The organism is Mycobacterium sp. 1482292.6 (genome assembly GCF_001672995.1).
GTDB lineage: Bacteria > Actinomycetota > Actinomycetes > Mycobacteriales > Mycobacteriaceae > Mycobacterium > Mycobacterium europaeum_A.
In genome coordinates this window covers 1-13,466 of the sequence record NZ_LZKV01000217.1, presented here as the reverse complement: position 1 = coordinate 13,466, position 13,466 = coordinate 1, and the positions used below count along the sequence as shown (strand labels likewise).

13 protein-coding genes and 1 riboswitch are annotated in these 13,466 nt (G+C 69.7%); of the genes, 8 read left to right on the top strand and 5 right to left on the bottom strand.

Translation table 11 applies throughout. From position 1 onward, the window contains the following. Window positions 1-66: 66 nt before the first annotated feature. The 4 genes from A5624_RS22505 to ileS all read left to right on the top strand — a co-directional run bounded on the left by A5624_RS22505 (window position 67) and on the right by ileS (window position 6,142). Window positions 67-636 (top strand): carboxymuconolactone decarboxylase family protein, encoded by a 570-nt coding sequence (locus A5624_RS22505; RefSeq protein ID WP_066871291.1) that lies wholly within the window; start codon window positions 67-69, stop codon window positions 634-636. Between the two features lie 75 nt (window positions 637-711). Next, window positions 712-1,836 carry a nitronate monooxygenase family protein gene (locus tag A5624_RS22500; RefSeq protein WP_066871288.1) on the top strand — a complete coding sequence of 375 codons (1,125 nt, stop codon included), beginning with the start codon at window positions 712-714 and terminating at the stop codon, window positions 1,834-1,836. A 136-nt stretch (window positions 1,837-1,972) separates the two neighbouring features. Then, a riboswitch (M-box (ykoK) riboswitch) is annotated at window positions 1,973-2,158 on the top strand. A 286-nt stretch (window positions 2,159-2,444) separates the two neighbouring features. Further along, window positions 2,445-2,696, top strand: coding sequence for an Rv1535 family protein (locus tag A5624_RS22495; protein WP_066871306.1), 252 nt, complete (start codon window positions 2,445-2,447; stop codon window positions 2,694-2,696). Between the two features lie 326 nt (window positions 2,697-3,022). Next, window positions 3,023-6,142, top strand: coding sequence for an isoleucine--tRNA ligase (gene ileS, locus A5624_RS22490; RefSeq protein ID WP_066871303.1), 3,120 nt, complete (start codon window positions 3,023-3,025; stop codon window positions 6,140-6,142). A 36-nt stretch (window positions 6,143-6,178) separates the two neighbouring features. Here ileS and A5624_RS22485 read toward each other — a convergent pair whose 3' ends face one another. Then, window positions 6,179-6,700 carry a hypothetical protein gene (locus tag A5624_RS22485; RefSeq protein WP_082972059.1) on the bottom strand — a complete coding sequence of 174 codons (522 nt, stop codon included), beginning with the start codon at window positions 6,698-6,700 and terminating at the stop codon, window positions 6,179-6,181. 66 nt (window positions 6,701-6,766) lie between these two features. On the opposite strand from A5624_RS22485, the gene A5624_RS22480 reads away from it, so the two are divergent. Then, window positions 6,767-8,170: a DNA polymerase IV gene (locus A5624_RS22480; protein WP_197497938.1), complete on the top strand. Its 1,404-nt coding sequence runs from the start codon at window positions 6,767-6,769 to the stop codon at window positions 8,168-8,170. Here A5624_RS22480 and A5624_RS22475 read toward each other — a convergent pair. Beyond that, the gene (locus A5624_RS22475; RefSeq protein WP_066871282.1) at window positions 8,135-9,073 is read right to left on the bottom strand and encodes an asparaginase; all 939 of its coding nucleotides are present in this window, start codon (window positions 9,071-9,073) and stop codon (window positions 8,135-8,137) included. The two genes, A5624_RS22480 and A5624_RS22475, sit on opposite strands and share 36 nt — an antisense overlap. Window positions 9,074-9,146: 73 nt before the next feature. On the opposite strand from A5624_RS22475, the gene lspA reads away from it, so the two are divergent. Then, window positions 9,147-9,797 (top strand): signal peptidase II, encoded by a 651-nt coding sequence (gene lspA, locus A5624_RS22470; RefSeq protein ID WP_082972012.1) that lies wholly within the window; start codon window positions 9,147-9,149, stop codon window positions 9,795-9,797. Continuing rightward, on the top strand, window positions 9,790-10,716 hold the full coding sequence (locus A5624_RS22465; RefSeq protein ID WP_066871279.1) for an RluA family pseudouridine synthase: 927 nt from the start codon (window positions 9,790-9,792) through the stop codon (window positions 10,714-10,716). Before lspA ends, A5624_RS22465 begins: the two co-directional genes overlap by 8 nt. 1 nt (window position 10,717) lies before the next feature. Here A5624_RS22465 and A5624_RS22460 read toward each other — a convergent pair whose 3' ends face one another. Together A5624_RS22460 and A5624_RS22455 are read right to left on the bottom strand one after the other, a co-directional pair. Next, complete coding sequence (locus A5624_RS22460) at window positions 10,718-11,476, bottom strand: class I SAM-dependent methyltransferase (protein ID WP_066871276.1); 759 nt, start codon at window positions 11,474-11,476, stop codon at window positions 10,718-10,720. A 97-nt stretch (window positions 11,477-11,573) separates the two neighbouring features. After that, the gene (locus tag A5624_RS22455) at window positions 11,574-11,984 is read right to left on the bottom strand and encodes a group 1 truncated hemoglobin (protein ID WP_066871273.1); all 411 of its coding nucleotides are present in this window, start codon (window positions 11,982-11,984) and stop codon (window positions 11,574-11,576) included. A gap of 284 nt (window positions 11,985-12,268) precedes the next feature. On the opposite strand from A5624_RS22455, the gene A5624_RS22450 reads away from it, so the two are divergent. Next, window positions 12,269-13,333, top strand: coding sequence for an SDR family NAD(P)-dependent oxidoreductase (locus A5624_RS22450; protein WP_066871294.1), 1,065 nt, complete (start codon window positions 12,269-12,271; stop codon window positions 13,331-13,333). A gap of 44 nt (window positions 13,334-13,377) precedes the next feature. On the opposite strand, the gene A5624_RS29185 is transcribed toward A5624_RS22450, so the two are convergent. Then, a partial coding sequence (locus A5624_RS29185; RefSeq protein ID WP_231998306.1) for a hypothetical protein occupies window positions 13,378-13,466 on the bottom strand: 89 nt, incomplete at its 5' end.

The following is a 13,466-nucleotide window of genomic DNA, read 5'->3' as shown; positions in this document are numbered from 1 at the left end:
GGCGTCGGCTGGCTACCATGACGGGAGAACCCGACGGTCCCGCCCGCACGGAGGAGTGCTCATCCGATGACAACAGCGCGCCTGCCTCAACTGCCACTCGACGAAGCCAAGGCCGCGGCCGACGAGGCGGCCGTCCCCAACTACATGGCCGAACTCAGCATCTTTCAGGTGCTGCTCAACCATCCGCCGCTGGCGCGCGGCATCAACGACCTGCTCGCCACCATGCTCTGGCACGGCGCCCTCGATTCGCGGTTGCGCGAGTTGGTGATCATGCGGATCGGCTGGCTCACCGGCTGCGATTACGAGTGGACTCAGCACTGGCGCGTCGCATCGCGGCTCGGCGTGCCGGCCGATGATCTGCTGGGCGTGCGGGATTGGCAGAACCACGCCGGGTTCGGGGTCGTCGAGCGGGCCGTGCTCGCCGCCACCGACGACGTGGTGCGCGACGGCGCGGTGAGCGCCGCGAACTGGGCGGCATGTGAGCGCGAATTCTGCGGTGACACAACGGTTCTCGTCGAACTGGTCACGGTCATCGGGGCCTGGCGGATGGTCGCCTCGATCCTGCAGAGCCTGGAGGTGCCGCTGGAGGAGGGCGTGGCGAGCTGGCCGCCGGACGGCCGGTCGCCCCGGGCTTAGGGGCGATCGCGCACCTGAGTTGCCCACTCCCCGTGGCCGATTGACTTCGCAATCGATAGCTTTTAGCGTCGGGCGATGAGAACCAGGGTCGCCGAGATGCTCGGAGTCGAATTCCCGATCTGCGCCTTCAGCCACTGCCGTGACGTGGTGGCCGCGGTGACCAACGCCGGGGGCTTCGGGATCCTGGGCGCCACCGCGCACAGCCCGCAGCGGCTACAGAGCGAGCTGGCCTGGATCGAGGAGCGGACCGGGGGCAAGCCCTACGGGGTCGACCTGTTGTTACCGCCCAAATACGTCGGCGCCGAGCAGGGCGGCATCGACACCAGCCAGGCTCGCACCCTGTTGCCCGACGAGCACCGCGCCTTCGTCGACGACCTGCTGGCCCGCTACGGGGTCACCGCGCCCGCCGCGGAGCCGCGCCGCTCCCTCGGCGGCCTGAACATCTCGCCGAAGACCTACGAGCCGCTGCTCGACGTCGCCTTCTCCAACAACATCCGGCTGATCGCCAGCGCGCTCGGGCCGCCCCCAGCGGACCTCGTCCAGCGCGCGCACGACCGCGACGTGCTGGTGGCCGCGCTGGCCGGCACCACCCGGCACGCGCAGCGGCACGCCGACGCGGGCGTCGACCTGATCGTCGCGCAAGGCACCGAGGCCGGCGGTCATACCGGTGAGGTGGCGACCATGGTCCTGGTGCCCGAGGTCGTCGACGCCGTGGCGCCGGTGCCCGTCCTGGCCGCCGGAGGGATCGCCCGCGGTCGCCAGATCGCGGCGGCGCTGGCCCTGGGCGCGGAGGGCGTGTGGTGCGGCTCGGTGTGGCTGACCACCGAAGAGGCCGAGACCGTGCCCGTGGTCAAGGAGAAGTTCCTGGCCGCCAGCTCGTCGGACACCGTCCGGTCGCGCTCGATGACGGGCAAGCCGGCGCGGATGCTGCGCACCGCCTGGACCGACGAGTGGGAGCGGCCGGAAAACCCCGACCCGCTGGGCATGCCGCTGCAGACCGCCCTGGTCACCGAGCCGCAGGTGCGCATCAACGCCGCCGCCGCGCAGGCGGGCGCCAAGGCGCGTGAGCTCGCCACCTACTTCGTCGGGCAGGTGGTCGGCTCGCTCGACCGGGTCCGCCCGACGCGCTCGGTGGTGCTCGACATGGTCGAGGAATTCATCGACACGATCGGCCGGCTCGAGGGCCTGGTCGACAAGTGATCCCGAGTCGTTTGTCCAGGTCAGGGTCGCAAACCTGACCGGATGCTGGGTGCTCGCCGCAGGAATCCGCACAGAATCCCCGACTCGCCATCCAGGGATTTGACCGCGTCATACCCGTCGTGCATTATCGGTCGGGTATGCACCTCGTTAGGTGAGGCGTCTACACGAATACAGGCCACTGACCCCGAACGTCGAAAGACGCCCCGGGTCAGGACAGCTCCTCCCGGCTTAAGGGTTGAGCCCAGGTGGCTTCCGGCTCGGATTGTTTGTCCAGGCCAGGACACGTCGTGTGGTGCCGAAGCTCTGACGAGAGGGGTGCGGATCTCCGGCGGTCGTCGGGTTCTGCTCCTTTGCTGCGCATAGATCGCACGCGAACCGCGCGTGCGTCGTGACCGCGAGGAGGTGAGGGACAGATGCGTTCTAGCGATAGTCCGGATCGAAGTCCGAACTGTGTTTCGTCCCCATCCGGTCTCCGGCGCGACCTGCTCGGCTGAGTCGTCGCAACGCTAAGTGGTTATCGGCCAAGCGTTCTCGAGATCGGAACCGACGCGGGGCGGGACACGTCAGTCCAATCAATCCCCGTTGGATCTCCCCTCTAGGAGGCGATGATGACCGCAGTTCTCTACGACCAAGTGGTGACCGTAGCGCCCGCGCGCACGCTGACCGTGGTGCGCGACACCGACACCGTTCCGGCCGTCGCGCAGGCGCCCGTGGCCAAGGGCCGCCGCCGCGCCGACACCCCGCCGTTCGGCGCCGGTAGCGACCCGCTGGTGGACGGCGCCGCTCGGCTGCTGAGCGTGCCGCTGCGTCACGTGTACGCCGCGCTGTGGCGCGTCGGCGTCCTCGAAGTCCGGGCCTGAAGCCGAACTCCGATGGACGTCGAGCAACTCGGGCTCCAAGGGGTCGCCTGGTCGCAGACGTAGTTCTGCGCCTTGGCGACCCCTTGGAGTGCACCCGGATTTGCGGGTCTTCGTAGAATCGTCTTACTGGCATCGATCCGGCCATCACCGGGGAGCCTTCGGAAGAACAGCCGTCGTGGCCCAGTAGAACCGAACGGGTAGGCCCGTCACAGCCGTCATCGAGTGGCCACGCGAAAGCGCGGCAAGCGGGGTGGTACCGCGGCGCTCGCGCAGCCAGCGCGTCGTCGTCCCCGGTTTGCACCGTGGCACAGGAGACAACGCGCATCGTGACCGACAACGCTGAGGTTCAGGCCTACCCGAAGCCAGGAGCGCCGGACTTCCCGGCGCTCGAGCTCGAGGTGCTCGACTACTGGGCCCGCGACAACACCTTCCGGGCCAGCATCGCCCGCCGCGACGGCGCACCGGAATACGTGTTCTACGACGGGCCGCCGTTCGCCAACGGGCTGCCGCACTACGGTCACCTGCTCACCGGCTACGTCAAGGACATCGTCCCGCGGTACCGCACCATGCGCGGCTACAAGGTGGAGCGCCGCTTCGGCTGGGACACCCACGGGCTGCCCGCCGAACTCGAGGTCGAGCGCCAGCTCGGGATCACCGACAAATCGCAGATCGACGACATGGGCATCGCGGCGTTCAACGACGCCTGCCGCGCCTCGGTGCTGCGCTACACCGACGAGTGGCAGGCCTACGTCACCCGCCAGGCGCGCTGGGTCGACTTCGACAACGACTACAAGACGCTGGATCTGCCCTACATGGAGTCGGTGATCTGGGCGTTCAAACAACTCTGGGACAAGGGCCTGGCCTACGAGGGCTACCGGGTGTTGCCGTATTGCTGGCGCGACGAAACCCCGCTGTCCAACCACGAATTGCGGATGGACGACGACGTGTACCAGAGCCGCCAGGATCCCGCCCTGACGGTGGGATTCACGGTGGTCGGTGGCCCGCTGGACGGGGCACATCTGTTGATCTGGACGACGACACCGTGGACCCTGCCGTCCAACCTCGCCGTCGCGGTCAATCCCGAGGTGACCTACGTCGAAGTCCGGTCGCAGGGCAAGCGTTTCGTGCTCGCGGAGCCGCGGCTGGCCGCCTACGCCCGCGAGCTGGGGGACGAACCCGAGATCCTGGCCACTTATGTCGGCGCCGACCTGCTCGGCACGCGGTACCTGCCGCCGTTCCCGTATTTCATGGACACGGCCAAGGCATTTCAGGTGCTGCCCGGCGAGTTCGTCACCACCGAGGACGGCACCGGCATCGTGCACATGGCGCCGGCCTACGGCGAGGACGACATGGTCACCACCGACAAGGTCGGCATCGTCCCGGTCACGCCGGTCGACTCCAGGGGGCGGTTCGACGCCACAGTCCCGGATTACCAGGGGCAGCACGTCTTTGACGCCAACCCGCACATCATCCGCGACCTGAAGAACGGCAGCGGCCCGGCCGCGGCCAACGGGGCGGTGCTGCTGCGCCACGAAACCTACGAGCACCCCTACCCGCACTGCTGGCGATGCCGCAATCCGCTGATCTACCGGGCGGTGTCGTCATGGTTCGTCGCGGTCACCGAATTTCGGGACCGCATGGTCGAGCTCAACCAACAGATCACCTGGTATCCCGAGCACGTCAAGGACGGCCAGTTCGGCAAGTGGCTGCAGGGCGCCCGTGACTGGTCGATCTCGCGAAACCGCTACTGGGGCACCCCGATTCCGGTGTGGAAGTCCGACGACCCCGCCTACCCGAGGATCGACGTCTACGGCAGCCTCGACGAACTCGAACGCGACTTCGGGGTGCGCCCCACCAATCTGCACCGGCCGTTCATCGACGAGCTGACCCGGCCCAACCCCGACGACCCGACCGGGGCCAGCACGATGCGGCGCATCCCCGACGTGCTCGACGTGTGGTTCGACTCGGGTTCGATGCCCTATGCCCAGGTGCACTACCCGTTCGAGAATCGCGACTGGTTCGACGGTCATTACCCGGGCGACTTCATCGTCGAATACATCGGGCAGACCCGCGGCTGGTTCTACACCCTGCACGTGCTGGCCACCGCGCTCTTCGATCGGCCGGCCTTCAAAACCTGTGTGGCACATGGCATCGTGCTGGGCTCCGACGGCCAGAAGATGAGCAAGTCGCTGCGCAACTACCCGGACGTGTCCGAGGTGTTCGACCGCGACGGCTCCGACGCCATGCGCTGGTTCCTGATGGCCTCGCCGATCCTGCGCGGTGGCAACCTGATCGTGACGGAACAGGGTATCCGCGAGGGCGTGCGCCAGGTGCTGCTGCCGTTCTGGAACGCCTACAGCTTCCTGGCCCTCTACGCGCCCAAAGTCGGTACCTGGCGCACCGATTCGACGCAGGTGCTGGACCGCTACATCCTGGCCAAGCTCGCCGAGCTGCGCGACGATCTGACGCATGAGATGGACACCTGTGACATCTCGCGGGCCTGCGAGCAGCTGCGCCAGTTCACCGAGGCGCTGACGAACTGGTATGTGCGGCGGTCGCGTTCGCGGTTCTGGGAAGAGGACGCCGACGCCATCGACACCCTGCACACCGTGCTGGAGGTGACCGCGCGGCTGGCCGCGCCGTTGCTGCCCTCGGTGACCGAGATCGTCTGGCGCGGCCTGACGGCGCAGCGGTCGGTGCACCTGACCGATTGGCCGCAGGCCGGCGACGTGCCCGCCGACCGCGACCTGGTCGCCGCGATGGATCAGGTCCGCGACGTCTGTTCGGCCGCGTCCTCGCTGCGCAAGGCCAAGAAACTGCGGGTGCGGTTGCCGTTGCCGAAACTCACCGTGGCCGTGGCGGATCCGCAGCGGCTGGAGCCGTTCGTCGACCTCATCGCCGACGAACTCAACGTCAAGAGCGTCGAGCTGACCGACGCGATCGACACCTACGGCCGCTTCGAGCTCACCGTCAACGCGCGGGTGGCCGGGCCCCGGCTGGGCAAGGACGTGCAAGCCGCCATCAAGGCGGTCAAGGCGGGGGAGGGCGTCGTCAATCCCGACGGCACCCTGACCGCGGGTCCCGCGGTGCTGCAACCCGAGGAATACAGCTCACGACTGGTCGCCGCCGACCCGGAATTCACCGCGGCCCTGCCCGACGGCGCGGGCCTGGTGGTCCTGGACGGCACGGTGACCTCCGAGCTCGAGGCCGAAGGCTGGGCCAAGGACCGGATCCGCGAATTGCAGGAGCTGCGCAAATCGACGGGTTTGGATGTGTCCGACCGGATTTCGGTGGTCATGGCGGTACCGGACGAGCGGGCCGACTGGGCGCGAACCCACCGCGACCTCATCGCGGGTGAGATCCTGGCCACCAGCTTCGAATTCGGCGACCCGGCCGACGGCGCCGAGATCGGCGACGGCGTGCGGGTGCGCATCGCCAAGGCCTGAGCCCGCCGCGGTCGGCCGCGAGCGCACCGGAAGCGGTCAGTTCCTCGATCGCAGCGCCCGGTGGGCGTGCGGCCAGAACGGCATGCCAACGGCGACCGTCGCCCCGGTAGCGATCACGCCGACCGCCACGTCGACGCTCTTGCGACCATCCGAAGCCCAATAGACGTCCTTGAGATCCAACAGCAGCGCCAGTTCGTCGACGATCATCGCGTTGGCCGCGCCGTAGGCCACCGCCGCCGCGGGGTGCTGGCGTTGCTTGTCGCTGCCGCGCAGCCCGATGCCGGCCACCGTGGCCAGCATGCCGATGCCGATGTTGTAGTGGTGGAAGTGCTTGCCGCCCAACGACACTCCGCCACCGGAGGGGCCATGCCCGGCCCGGATCCAGTGGGTGAGGCCGCGCAGGCCGGCGAAGGTGAGGGTGAACGAGGCCCAGGCCAGCACGGTGGCCTGCTCCCCGGGTTGCAGGCGCTCGTTCCATTGGTGGCGCAGCCGCGCCCATCGCGTCGAGGGCGACGCGTCCCCGTGCGGAACAGCCGCAGCGCCGGACTCGGTGGCCATGACAAAACGGTAGTTCACCTGGCCCGTCGTGGGGGCAATAGCATCGATCGGGTGGAGTCGCGGTGGGTGCTGCACCTGGACATGGATGCGTTCTTCGCCTCCGTCGAGCAACTCACCCGCCCGACGCTGCGTGGGCGCCCCGTGCTGGTCGGCGGACTGGGCGGGCGCGGCGTGGTGGCCGGGGCCAGCTACGAGGCGCGCGTGTTCGGGGCGCGCTCGGCCATGCCCATGCACCAGGCCCGCCGGCTGGTCGGCGTAAGCGCGGTGGTGCTGCCGCCGCGCGGCGTGGTCTACGGGCTGGCCAGCCGCCGGGTGTTCGACACCATCCGCGCCGTGGTGCCCGTGGTCGAGCAGTTGTCCTTCGACGAGGGGTTCGGTGAACCCGCCCAGCTCGCCGGGGCGTCCGCCGAAGACGTCGAGGCGTTCTGCGAGGACCTGCGCCGACGGGTCCGCGACCACACCGGGCTGATCGCCTCGGTGGGCGCCGGGTCGGGCAAGCAGATCGCCAAGATCGCCTCCGGACTGGCCAAGCCCGACGGGGTCCGGGTGGTGCGCCGCGCCGAGGAACGCCTGCTGCTGGGCGGGCTGCCGGTGCGCCGGCTGTGGGGGATCGGGCCGGTCGCCGAGGAGCGGTTGCATCGCCTCGGCATCGAGACCATCGGCGAGCTGGCCGCGCTGACCGAGGCCGAGGCGGCCAACATCCTGGGCGCCACGATCGGGCCGGCGCTGCACCGGCTGGCCCGCGGCATCGACGACCGCCCGGTCGCCGAGCGCGCCGAGGCCAAGCAGATCAGCTCCGAATCGACCTTCGCCGTCGACCTGACCAGCCTGGAGCAGTTGCGCGAGGCCATCGAGCCGATCGCCGAGCACGCCCATCAGCGCCTGCTGCGCGACGGTCGCGGCGCGCGCACCGTAACGGTCAAGCTGAAGAAGTCCGACATGAGCACCTTGACACGGTCGGCGACGCTGCCTTACGCCACCACCGAGGTCGCGGCGCTGCTCGGTCTGGCCCGCCGGCTGCTGCTGGATCCGCGCGAGATCGGGCCCATTCGCCTGCTCGGCGTGGGCTTTTCGGGGCTGAGCGACGTGCGGCAGGAATCGCTGTTCCCGGACTTGGAAGTGCCTGAACCGCAACAGGATTCGGCGTCGGTGGAAACCGCGACCGAGGCCATGTATGGGCCCGGGCCCCAGACAGCAGACGATGCGGGGTGGCGGGTCGGAGACGACGTGGCACACCGCGACCTCGGGCACGGCTGGGTGCAGGGCGCCGGCCACGGCGTGGTCACCGCGCGGTTCGAAACCCGCACCTCCGGACCCGGCCCGGCCCGCACGTTCCCCGCCGACGACGGGGACCTGGTGCGCGCGAACCCGGTCGATTCCCTGGATTGGCCCGATTACGTCGGGGGCCTGCAGGCCGCCGAACTCCGAGCGGTGTCAGCCCCACCGGGCGATGACGTCGGCCGCGGGTAGCTGCGCGGCCAGCGCGGCGATCAGCAGCACCCGCGCCTGGGGCGGCCGCAGCCGCGGCACCAGCACCGCCCCGGCGGCGGCCATGTCATGGCCGGGGCCGTAGCTGGCCCCGACCCGACCGCCGGGCACGCGGGTGGACACCGCGACCACCACGCCGTCGCCGCAGTGCCGGCGCACCGCGTCGACCACCGCCGGCCCGGCGTTGCCCGACCCCAGCGCCTCGAGCACCACGGCCCGCGCCCCGGCGGCAACGCACGCATCGAGCGCCACGGCGTCGCTGCCCAGATAGGCCGCGACGATGTCGACGCGCGGTGCGCTGCCGGCCCGCGGCTCGCCGACGTACGGGCGGGTCTTGGGTCCGGACAGCCGCACGTCACCGGCGACGGTGCCGAGCAGCTGACCGGTGAAGCCGCTCAGGTCGTCGGTGGCCACCTTGCTCATGCCCAGCGGTTGCAGCACCCGCCCGGCGAAGCACAGCAGCACGCCCAGGCCGCGGGCGGCCGGGCTGGCCGCCACCGCCAGCGCGTCGCGCACGTTGCCCGGGCCGTCCGCGTCCGGCGCGTCGGCGCTGCGCATGGCGCCGGTCAGCACCACCGGGGCGTGGCCCGCATACGTCAGATCGAGCCACAGCGCGCTTTCCTCCATGGTGTCGGTGCCATGCAGGACCACCACCCCGTCCGCGCCGCCGTCGACCGCGGCCGTCACCGCGTCACGGATCCGGTCCCAGTCGGCCAGGGTCAGCTCCGAGCTGTCGACCGCCAACAGGTCAACCACGTCGACGTCGTGCTCCGCGGAGAAGGGCGCCGTCAGATCCGCCCCGCTGTAGGCGGGTCGGTGCACCCCGTCGGCGCCGGTGCCGGTCGATATCGTGCCCCCGGTGGCGATCACGGTGAGGCGGGCCATGCTTGGCATCATTGCGCATCGCCGCCGGGCGAACCTGGCTAGCCTGCGTGGGGCGGTAGGGGATGATGGGGAAGTGCCTGAAGAACCGACAAACTCGACTGAGCCGGTGACCTCAGCCGAACAGGCTGGTGAGGCCGCCCCGGCCCAGCGGGACGCGGAGCCCGACGCCGTCGCGCCGCCCGAAGCCGCGCCGCGGCGGCTGCGGCTGCTGCTGTCGATCGCGGCCATCGTGCTGGCCCTCGACGTCGTCACCAAGGTGCTCGCCGTCAAACTGCTGCCGCCCGGCCAGCCGGTGCCGATCATCGGCGACACGGTGACCTGGACGCTGGTCCGCAACTCCGGGGCGGCGTTCTCGATGGCGACCGGCTACACGTGGGTGCTGACGCTGATCGCGACCGGGGTCGTGGTCGGCATCTTCTGGATGGGGCGTCGCCTGGTGTCCCCGTGGTGGGCGGTGGGCCTGGGCATGATCCTCGGCGGCGCGATGGGCAACCTGGTCGATCGTTTCTTCCGCGCCCCCGGCCCGCTGCGCGGGCACGTCGTGGACTTCCTGTCGATCGGCTGGTGGCCGGTGTTCAACGTCGCCGACCCCTCGGTGGTCGGCGGCGCCATCCTGCTGGTGGTGTTGTCGATCTTCGGGTTCGATTTCGACTCGGTCGGCCGGCGCACCGCCGCCGACCGGCGCAAGGACGAGGACGACGCCGGAGACGGCGCGGGTGAGTGACCGCTCGATGCCCGTCCCGGAGGGACTGGCGGGCATGCGCGTCGACGCCGGACTGGCCCGGCTGCTGGGGCTCTCGCGCAGCGCGGCGGCCGCGATCGCCGAGGACGGCGGCGTCGAGCTCGACGGCGTGCCGGCCGGCAAGTCCGACCGGTTGACCGGCGGCGCCTGGCTGCAGGTGCGCCTGCCCGAAGCGCCCGCGCCCCTGCAGAACACGCCGGTCGACGTCGAGGGCATGACGATCCTGTACTCCGACGACGACATCGTCGCGGTCGACAAACCGGCGGCGGTGGCCGCGCACGCCTCGGTGGGCTGGACCGGGCCCACGGTGCTCGGTGGCCTGGCCGCCGCCGGCTACCGGATCACCACCTCGGGGGTGCCCGAGCGGCAGGGCATCGTGCACCGCCTCGACGTCGGAACGTCCGGGGTGATGGTCGTGGCGCTGTCCGAGCGCGCCTACACCTTGCTCAAGCGGGCGTTCAAACAGCGCACCGTCGACAAGCGCTATCACGCGCTGGTGCAAGGACATCCGGACCCGTCCAGCGGGACCATCGACGCGCCGATCGGGCGACACCGCGGCGGCGAATGGAAGTTCGCGGTCACCAAGGACGGCCGGCACAGCCTCACCCACTACGACACCGTGGAGGCGTTCGTCGCCGCCAGCCTGCTCGACGTGCACCTGGAGACCGGCCGCACGCACCAGATCCGGGTGCATTTCTCCGCGCTGCATCACCCGTGCTGCGGCGACCTGGTCTACGGCGCCGACCCCAAGCTCGCGAAAAAGCTTGGGCTGGAACGGCAATGGCTACATGCTCGGTCGCTGTCATTCGCCCATCCGGCCGACGGCAGGCGGATGGAGATCGTCAGCCCCTACCCGCCCGACCTGCAACACGCGCTGGACGTGTTGCGCGACGAGGGCTGACTCACGCCGGCTTGCGGGCCTCGACGAGCAGGCGCACGGAGTGGCCGACGAACGGCCCGTCGGATTCGATGCGCTCGTGCAGTTCGGCCAGCCGGTCCCGGTACCGCTGCACGGTGAAGTCGGGCACCGTCCAGATCACCTTGCGCAGGAAGTACACGACGGCGCCGATGTCGAAGAACTCGGCGCGCATCCGCTCCATGCGGATATCGACGATCTGCAGCCCGGCCGCCTCGGCCTGCGCGCTCACCGCGTCCGGGTGAAACTCGGCCCATTTCTCCGGCTGCGGCCCGATGAAGTACTCGACCAGCTCGCCCATGGTGGCCGGACCGATGTGCTGCGCGAAGTAGGTGCCGCCGGGGCGCAGCACGCGCCGTATCTCCGACCACCAGACGGAGATCGGGTGGCGGGTGGTCACCAGGTCGAACGCCTCGTCGCCGAATGGCAGCGGCGGTTCGTCCCGGGTGGCGACCACCACCACACCGAGCGGATGCAGGCGCCGGGTGGCCAGCGCCGCGTTCGGGGGCCACGTCTCGATGGCCGCCATGGTGGGCGGGAACGGCGCCGCGCCGGACAGCACTTCACCGCCTCCGGTGTGAATGTCGAGCGCGGCCGACACCGCGGCCAACCGCTCCCGCAACAGCCGCTGGTAGCCCCACGACGGGCGCTCCTCGGTAGCCCGGCCGTCCAGCCACGAGAAATCCCAGCCGTCCAGCGGGGCGGCGTCGGCCTCCGCGATCAGTTCGTCAAATGTGCGCCGCATGCCACGCATGCTAGGCACTGCTGCTCGCCGGCAAGCCGAGATCGCCGCGATGGCGGCGATGGCCGTGGTGGGCGCCGGCCGCGATCCGGGGGAGCGGTCAGACCGTGACCTTGCCGGCGTCACCCGTGGCGATCTCGGGCGCCAGCGGTGCGATCGCGCCGAGTATCTCGGTGACCGTCTCGGACGGCACCCCGGCGGCGGCCAGCGCGTCGGCCAAATGCCCGGCCACCAAACTGAAGTGGTGCATGGTGATCCCGCGGCCCTGGTGCACCTGCTTCATCGGCGCGCCGGTGTAGGGCTCCGGGCCGCCCAGGGCGGCGGCGAAGAACTCCGTCTGCTTGCCCTTGAGGCGGTTCATGTTCGTGCCGGTGAAAAAGCCGGACAGCTGATCGTCGGCAAGCACCCGGACGTAGAAGTCCTCGACCACGACTTCGATCGCCTCGTGCCCACCGATCCGGTCGTAGATGGATGCCGGTGCGGCCTTGCGGAAGCGCGCCAGAATTTTCATAAGCACGATTGGAACATCTCGGCGTTGCCCGTCGGTTTATGCGCGATCACGCCCGGATTGCCTTGTGTAACAGCGGGATTGCCCGCCGCTGGCGGACGTTCTCGGCGAACCGTGAGAGTGGGAGCCGGGACCCATGACCGCAATCCGCGTCAAGGTGAGGCGAACATGTCCTAGGTTGGCTTCATGATGCACATCACATCACTCGCGCAGCCCCGCAATACGGTCGTGGCCATCGGGCAGGCCAGTTGCGGTCGGGGGGCTCACATCATCAGGAGCGAATGCCGATGAACCTTGGTGACTTAACGAACTTGGTGGAGAACTCGCTCGGAAACCTGGTGGAAAAGCCGCTCGCGGCGGTCTCGCACATCGTGAACACCCCGAACTCCGCCGGCCGGTATCGGCCGTTCTATCTGCGCAACCTGCTCGACGCGGTCCAGGGGCGCACGCTCGAGGACGCCGTCGCGGGCAAGACCGCGCTGATCACCGGGGGATCCTCCGGCATCGGCGAGGCCGCCGCGAAGAAGATCGCGGAGGCCGGTGGCACGGTGGCGCTGGTGGCGCGCACCCGGGAGAACCTCGAGAAGGTCGCCGACGAGATTCGCGACAACGGCGGCACCGCCCACGTCTACCCGTGCGACCTGTCCGACATGGACGCCATCGCCGCCATGGCCGATCAGGTGCTCGAGGACCTGGGCGGTGTCGACATCCTGATCAACAACGCGGGCCGCTCGATCCGGCGCTCACTCGAGCTGTCCTACGACCGGATCCACGACTATCAGCGGACCATGCAGCTGAACTACCTCGGCGCCGTCCAGCTGATCCTCAAGTTCATCCCCGGCATGCGCGAGCGGGGATACGGGCACGTCATCAACGTCTCCTCGGTCGGCGTGCAGACCCGCGCGCCGCGCTTCGGCGCCTACATCGCCAGCAAGGCCGCGCTGGACAGTCTGTGCGACGCGCTGCAGGCCGAAACGGTGAACGACGACGTCCGGTTCACCACCGTGCACATGGCGCTGGTGCGCACGCCGATGATCAGCCCCACCACGCTCTACGACAAGTTCCCGGCGCTCACACCCGAGCAGGCCGCCGGGGTGATCGCCGACGCGATCGTGCACCGGCCGCGCCGGGCCAGCTCACCGTTCGGGCAGTTCGCGGCCGTCGCCGATGCGCTCAACCCGGCGGTGATGGACCGGGTGCGCAACCGGGCGTTCGCCATGTTCAGCGACTCCAGCGCCGCCAAGGGAGATGAATCATCGAGCGACGCAACGGAATTCGATAAGCGCAGCGAGAACTTCGTGCGGGCGACCCGCGGGCCAGTTCGGCGCCGATACCCGACGAGGCGCCGGTGATGACAACGGTGGTCTGCAGGTCAGGTTTTGGAAGGCTCATGGTCTCACCAATGTATCCCGCGGGTCGCCCGCACGAAGTTCTCGCTGCGCTTATCGAATTCCGTTGCGTCGCTCGATGATTCATCTCCCTTGG

Excerpts from the sequence above, each read along its gene's own strand:
- A5624_RS22505 (WP_066871291.1), top strand. The coding sequence starts at position 67 with ATGACAACAGCGCGCCTGCCTCAACTGCCACTCGACGAAGCCAAGGCC.
- A5624_RS22460 (WP_066871276.1), bottom strand. The coding sequence starts at position 11,476 with ATGCGGCGCACATTTGACGAACTGATCGCGGAGGCCGACGCCGCCCCG.
- A5624_RS22475 (WP_066871282.1), bottom strand. The coding sequence starts at position 9,073 with ATGGCCCGCCTCACCGTGATCGCCACCGGGGGCACGATATCGACCGGC.
- A5624_RS22455 (WP_066871273.1), bottom strand. The coding sequence starts at position 11,984 with ATGAAAATTCTGGCGCGCTTCCGCAAGGCCGCACCGGCATCCATCTAC.
- A5624_RS22485 (WP_082972059.1), bottom strand. The coding sequence starts at position 6,700 with ATGGCCACCGAGTCCGGCGCTGCGGCTGTTCCGCACGGGGACGCGTCG.
- A5624_RS22450 (WP_066871294.1), top strand. The coding sequence starts at position 12,269 with ATGAACCTTGGTGACTTAACGAACTTGGTGGAGAACTCGCTCGGAAAC.
- A5624_RS22495 (WP_066871306.1), top strand. The coding sequence starts at position 2,445 with ATGACCGCAGTTCTCTACGACCAAGTGGTGACCGTAGCGCCCGCGCGC.
- A5624_RS22500 (WP_066871288.1), top strand. The coding sequence starts at position 712 with ATGAGAACCAGGGTCGCCGAGATGCTCGGAGTCGAATTCCCGATCTGC.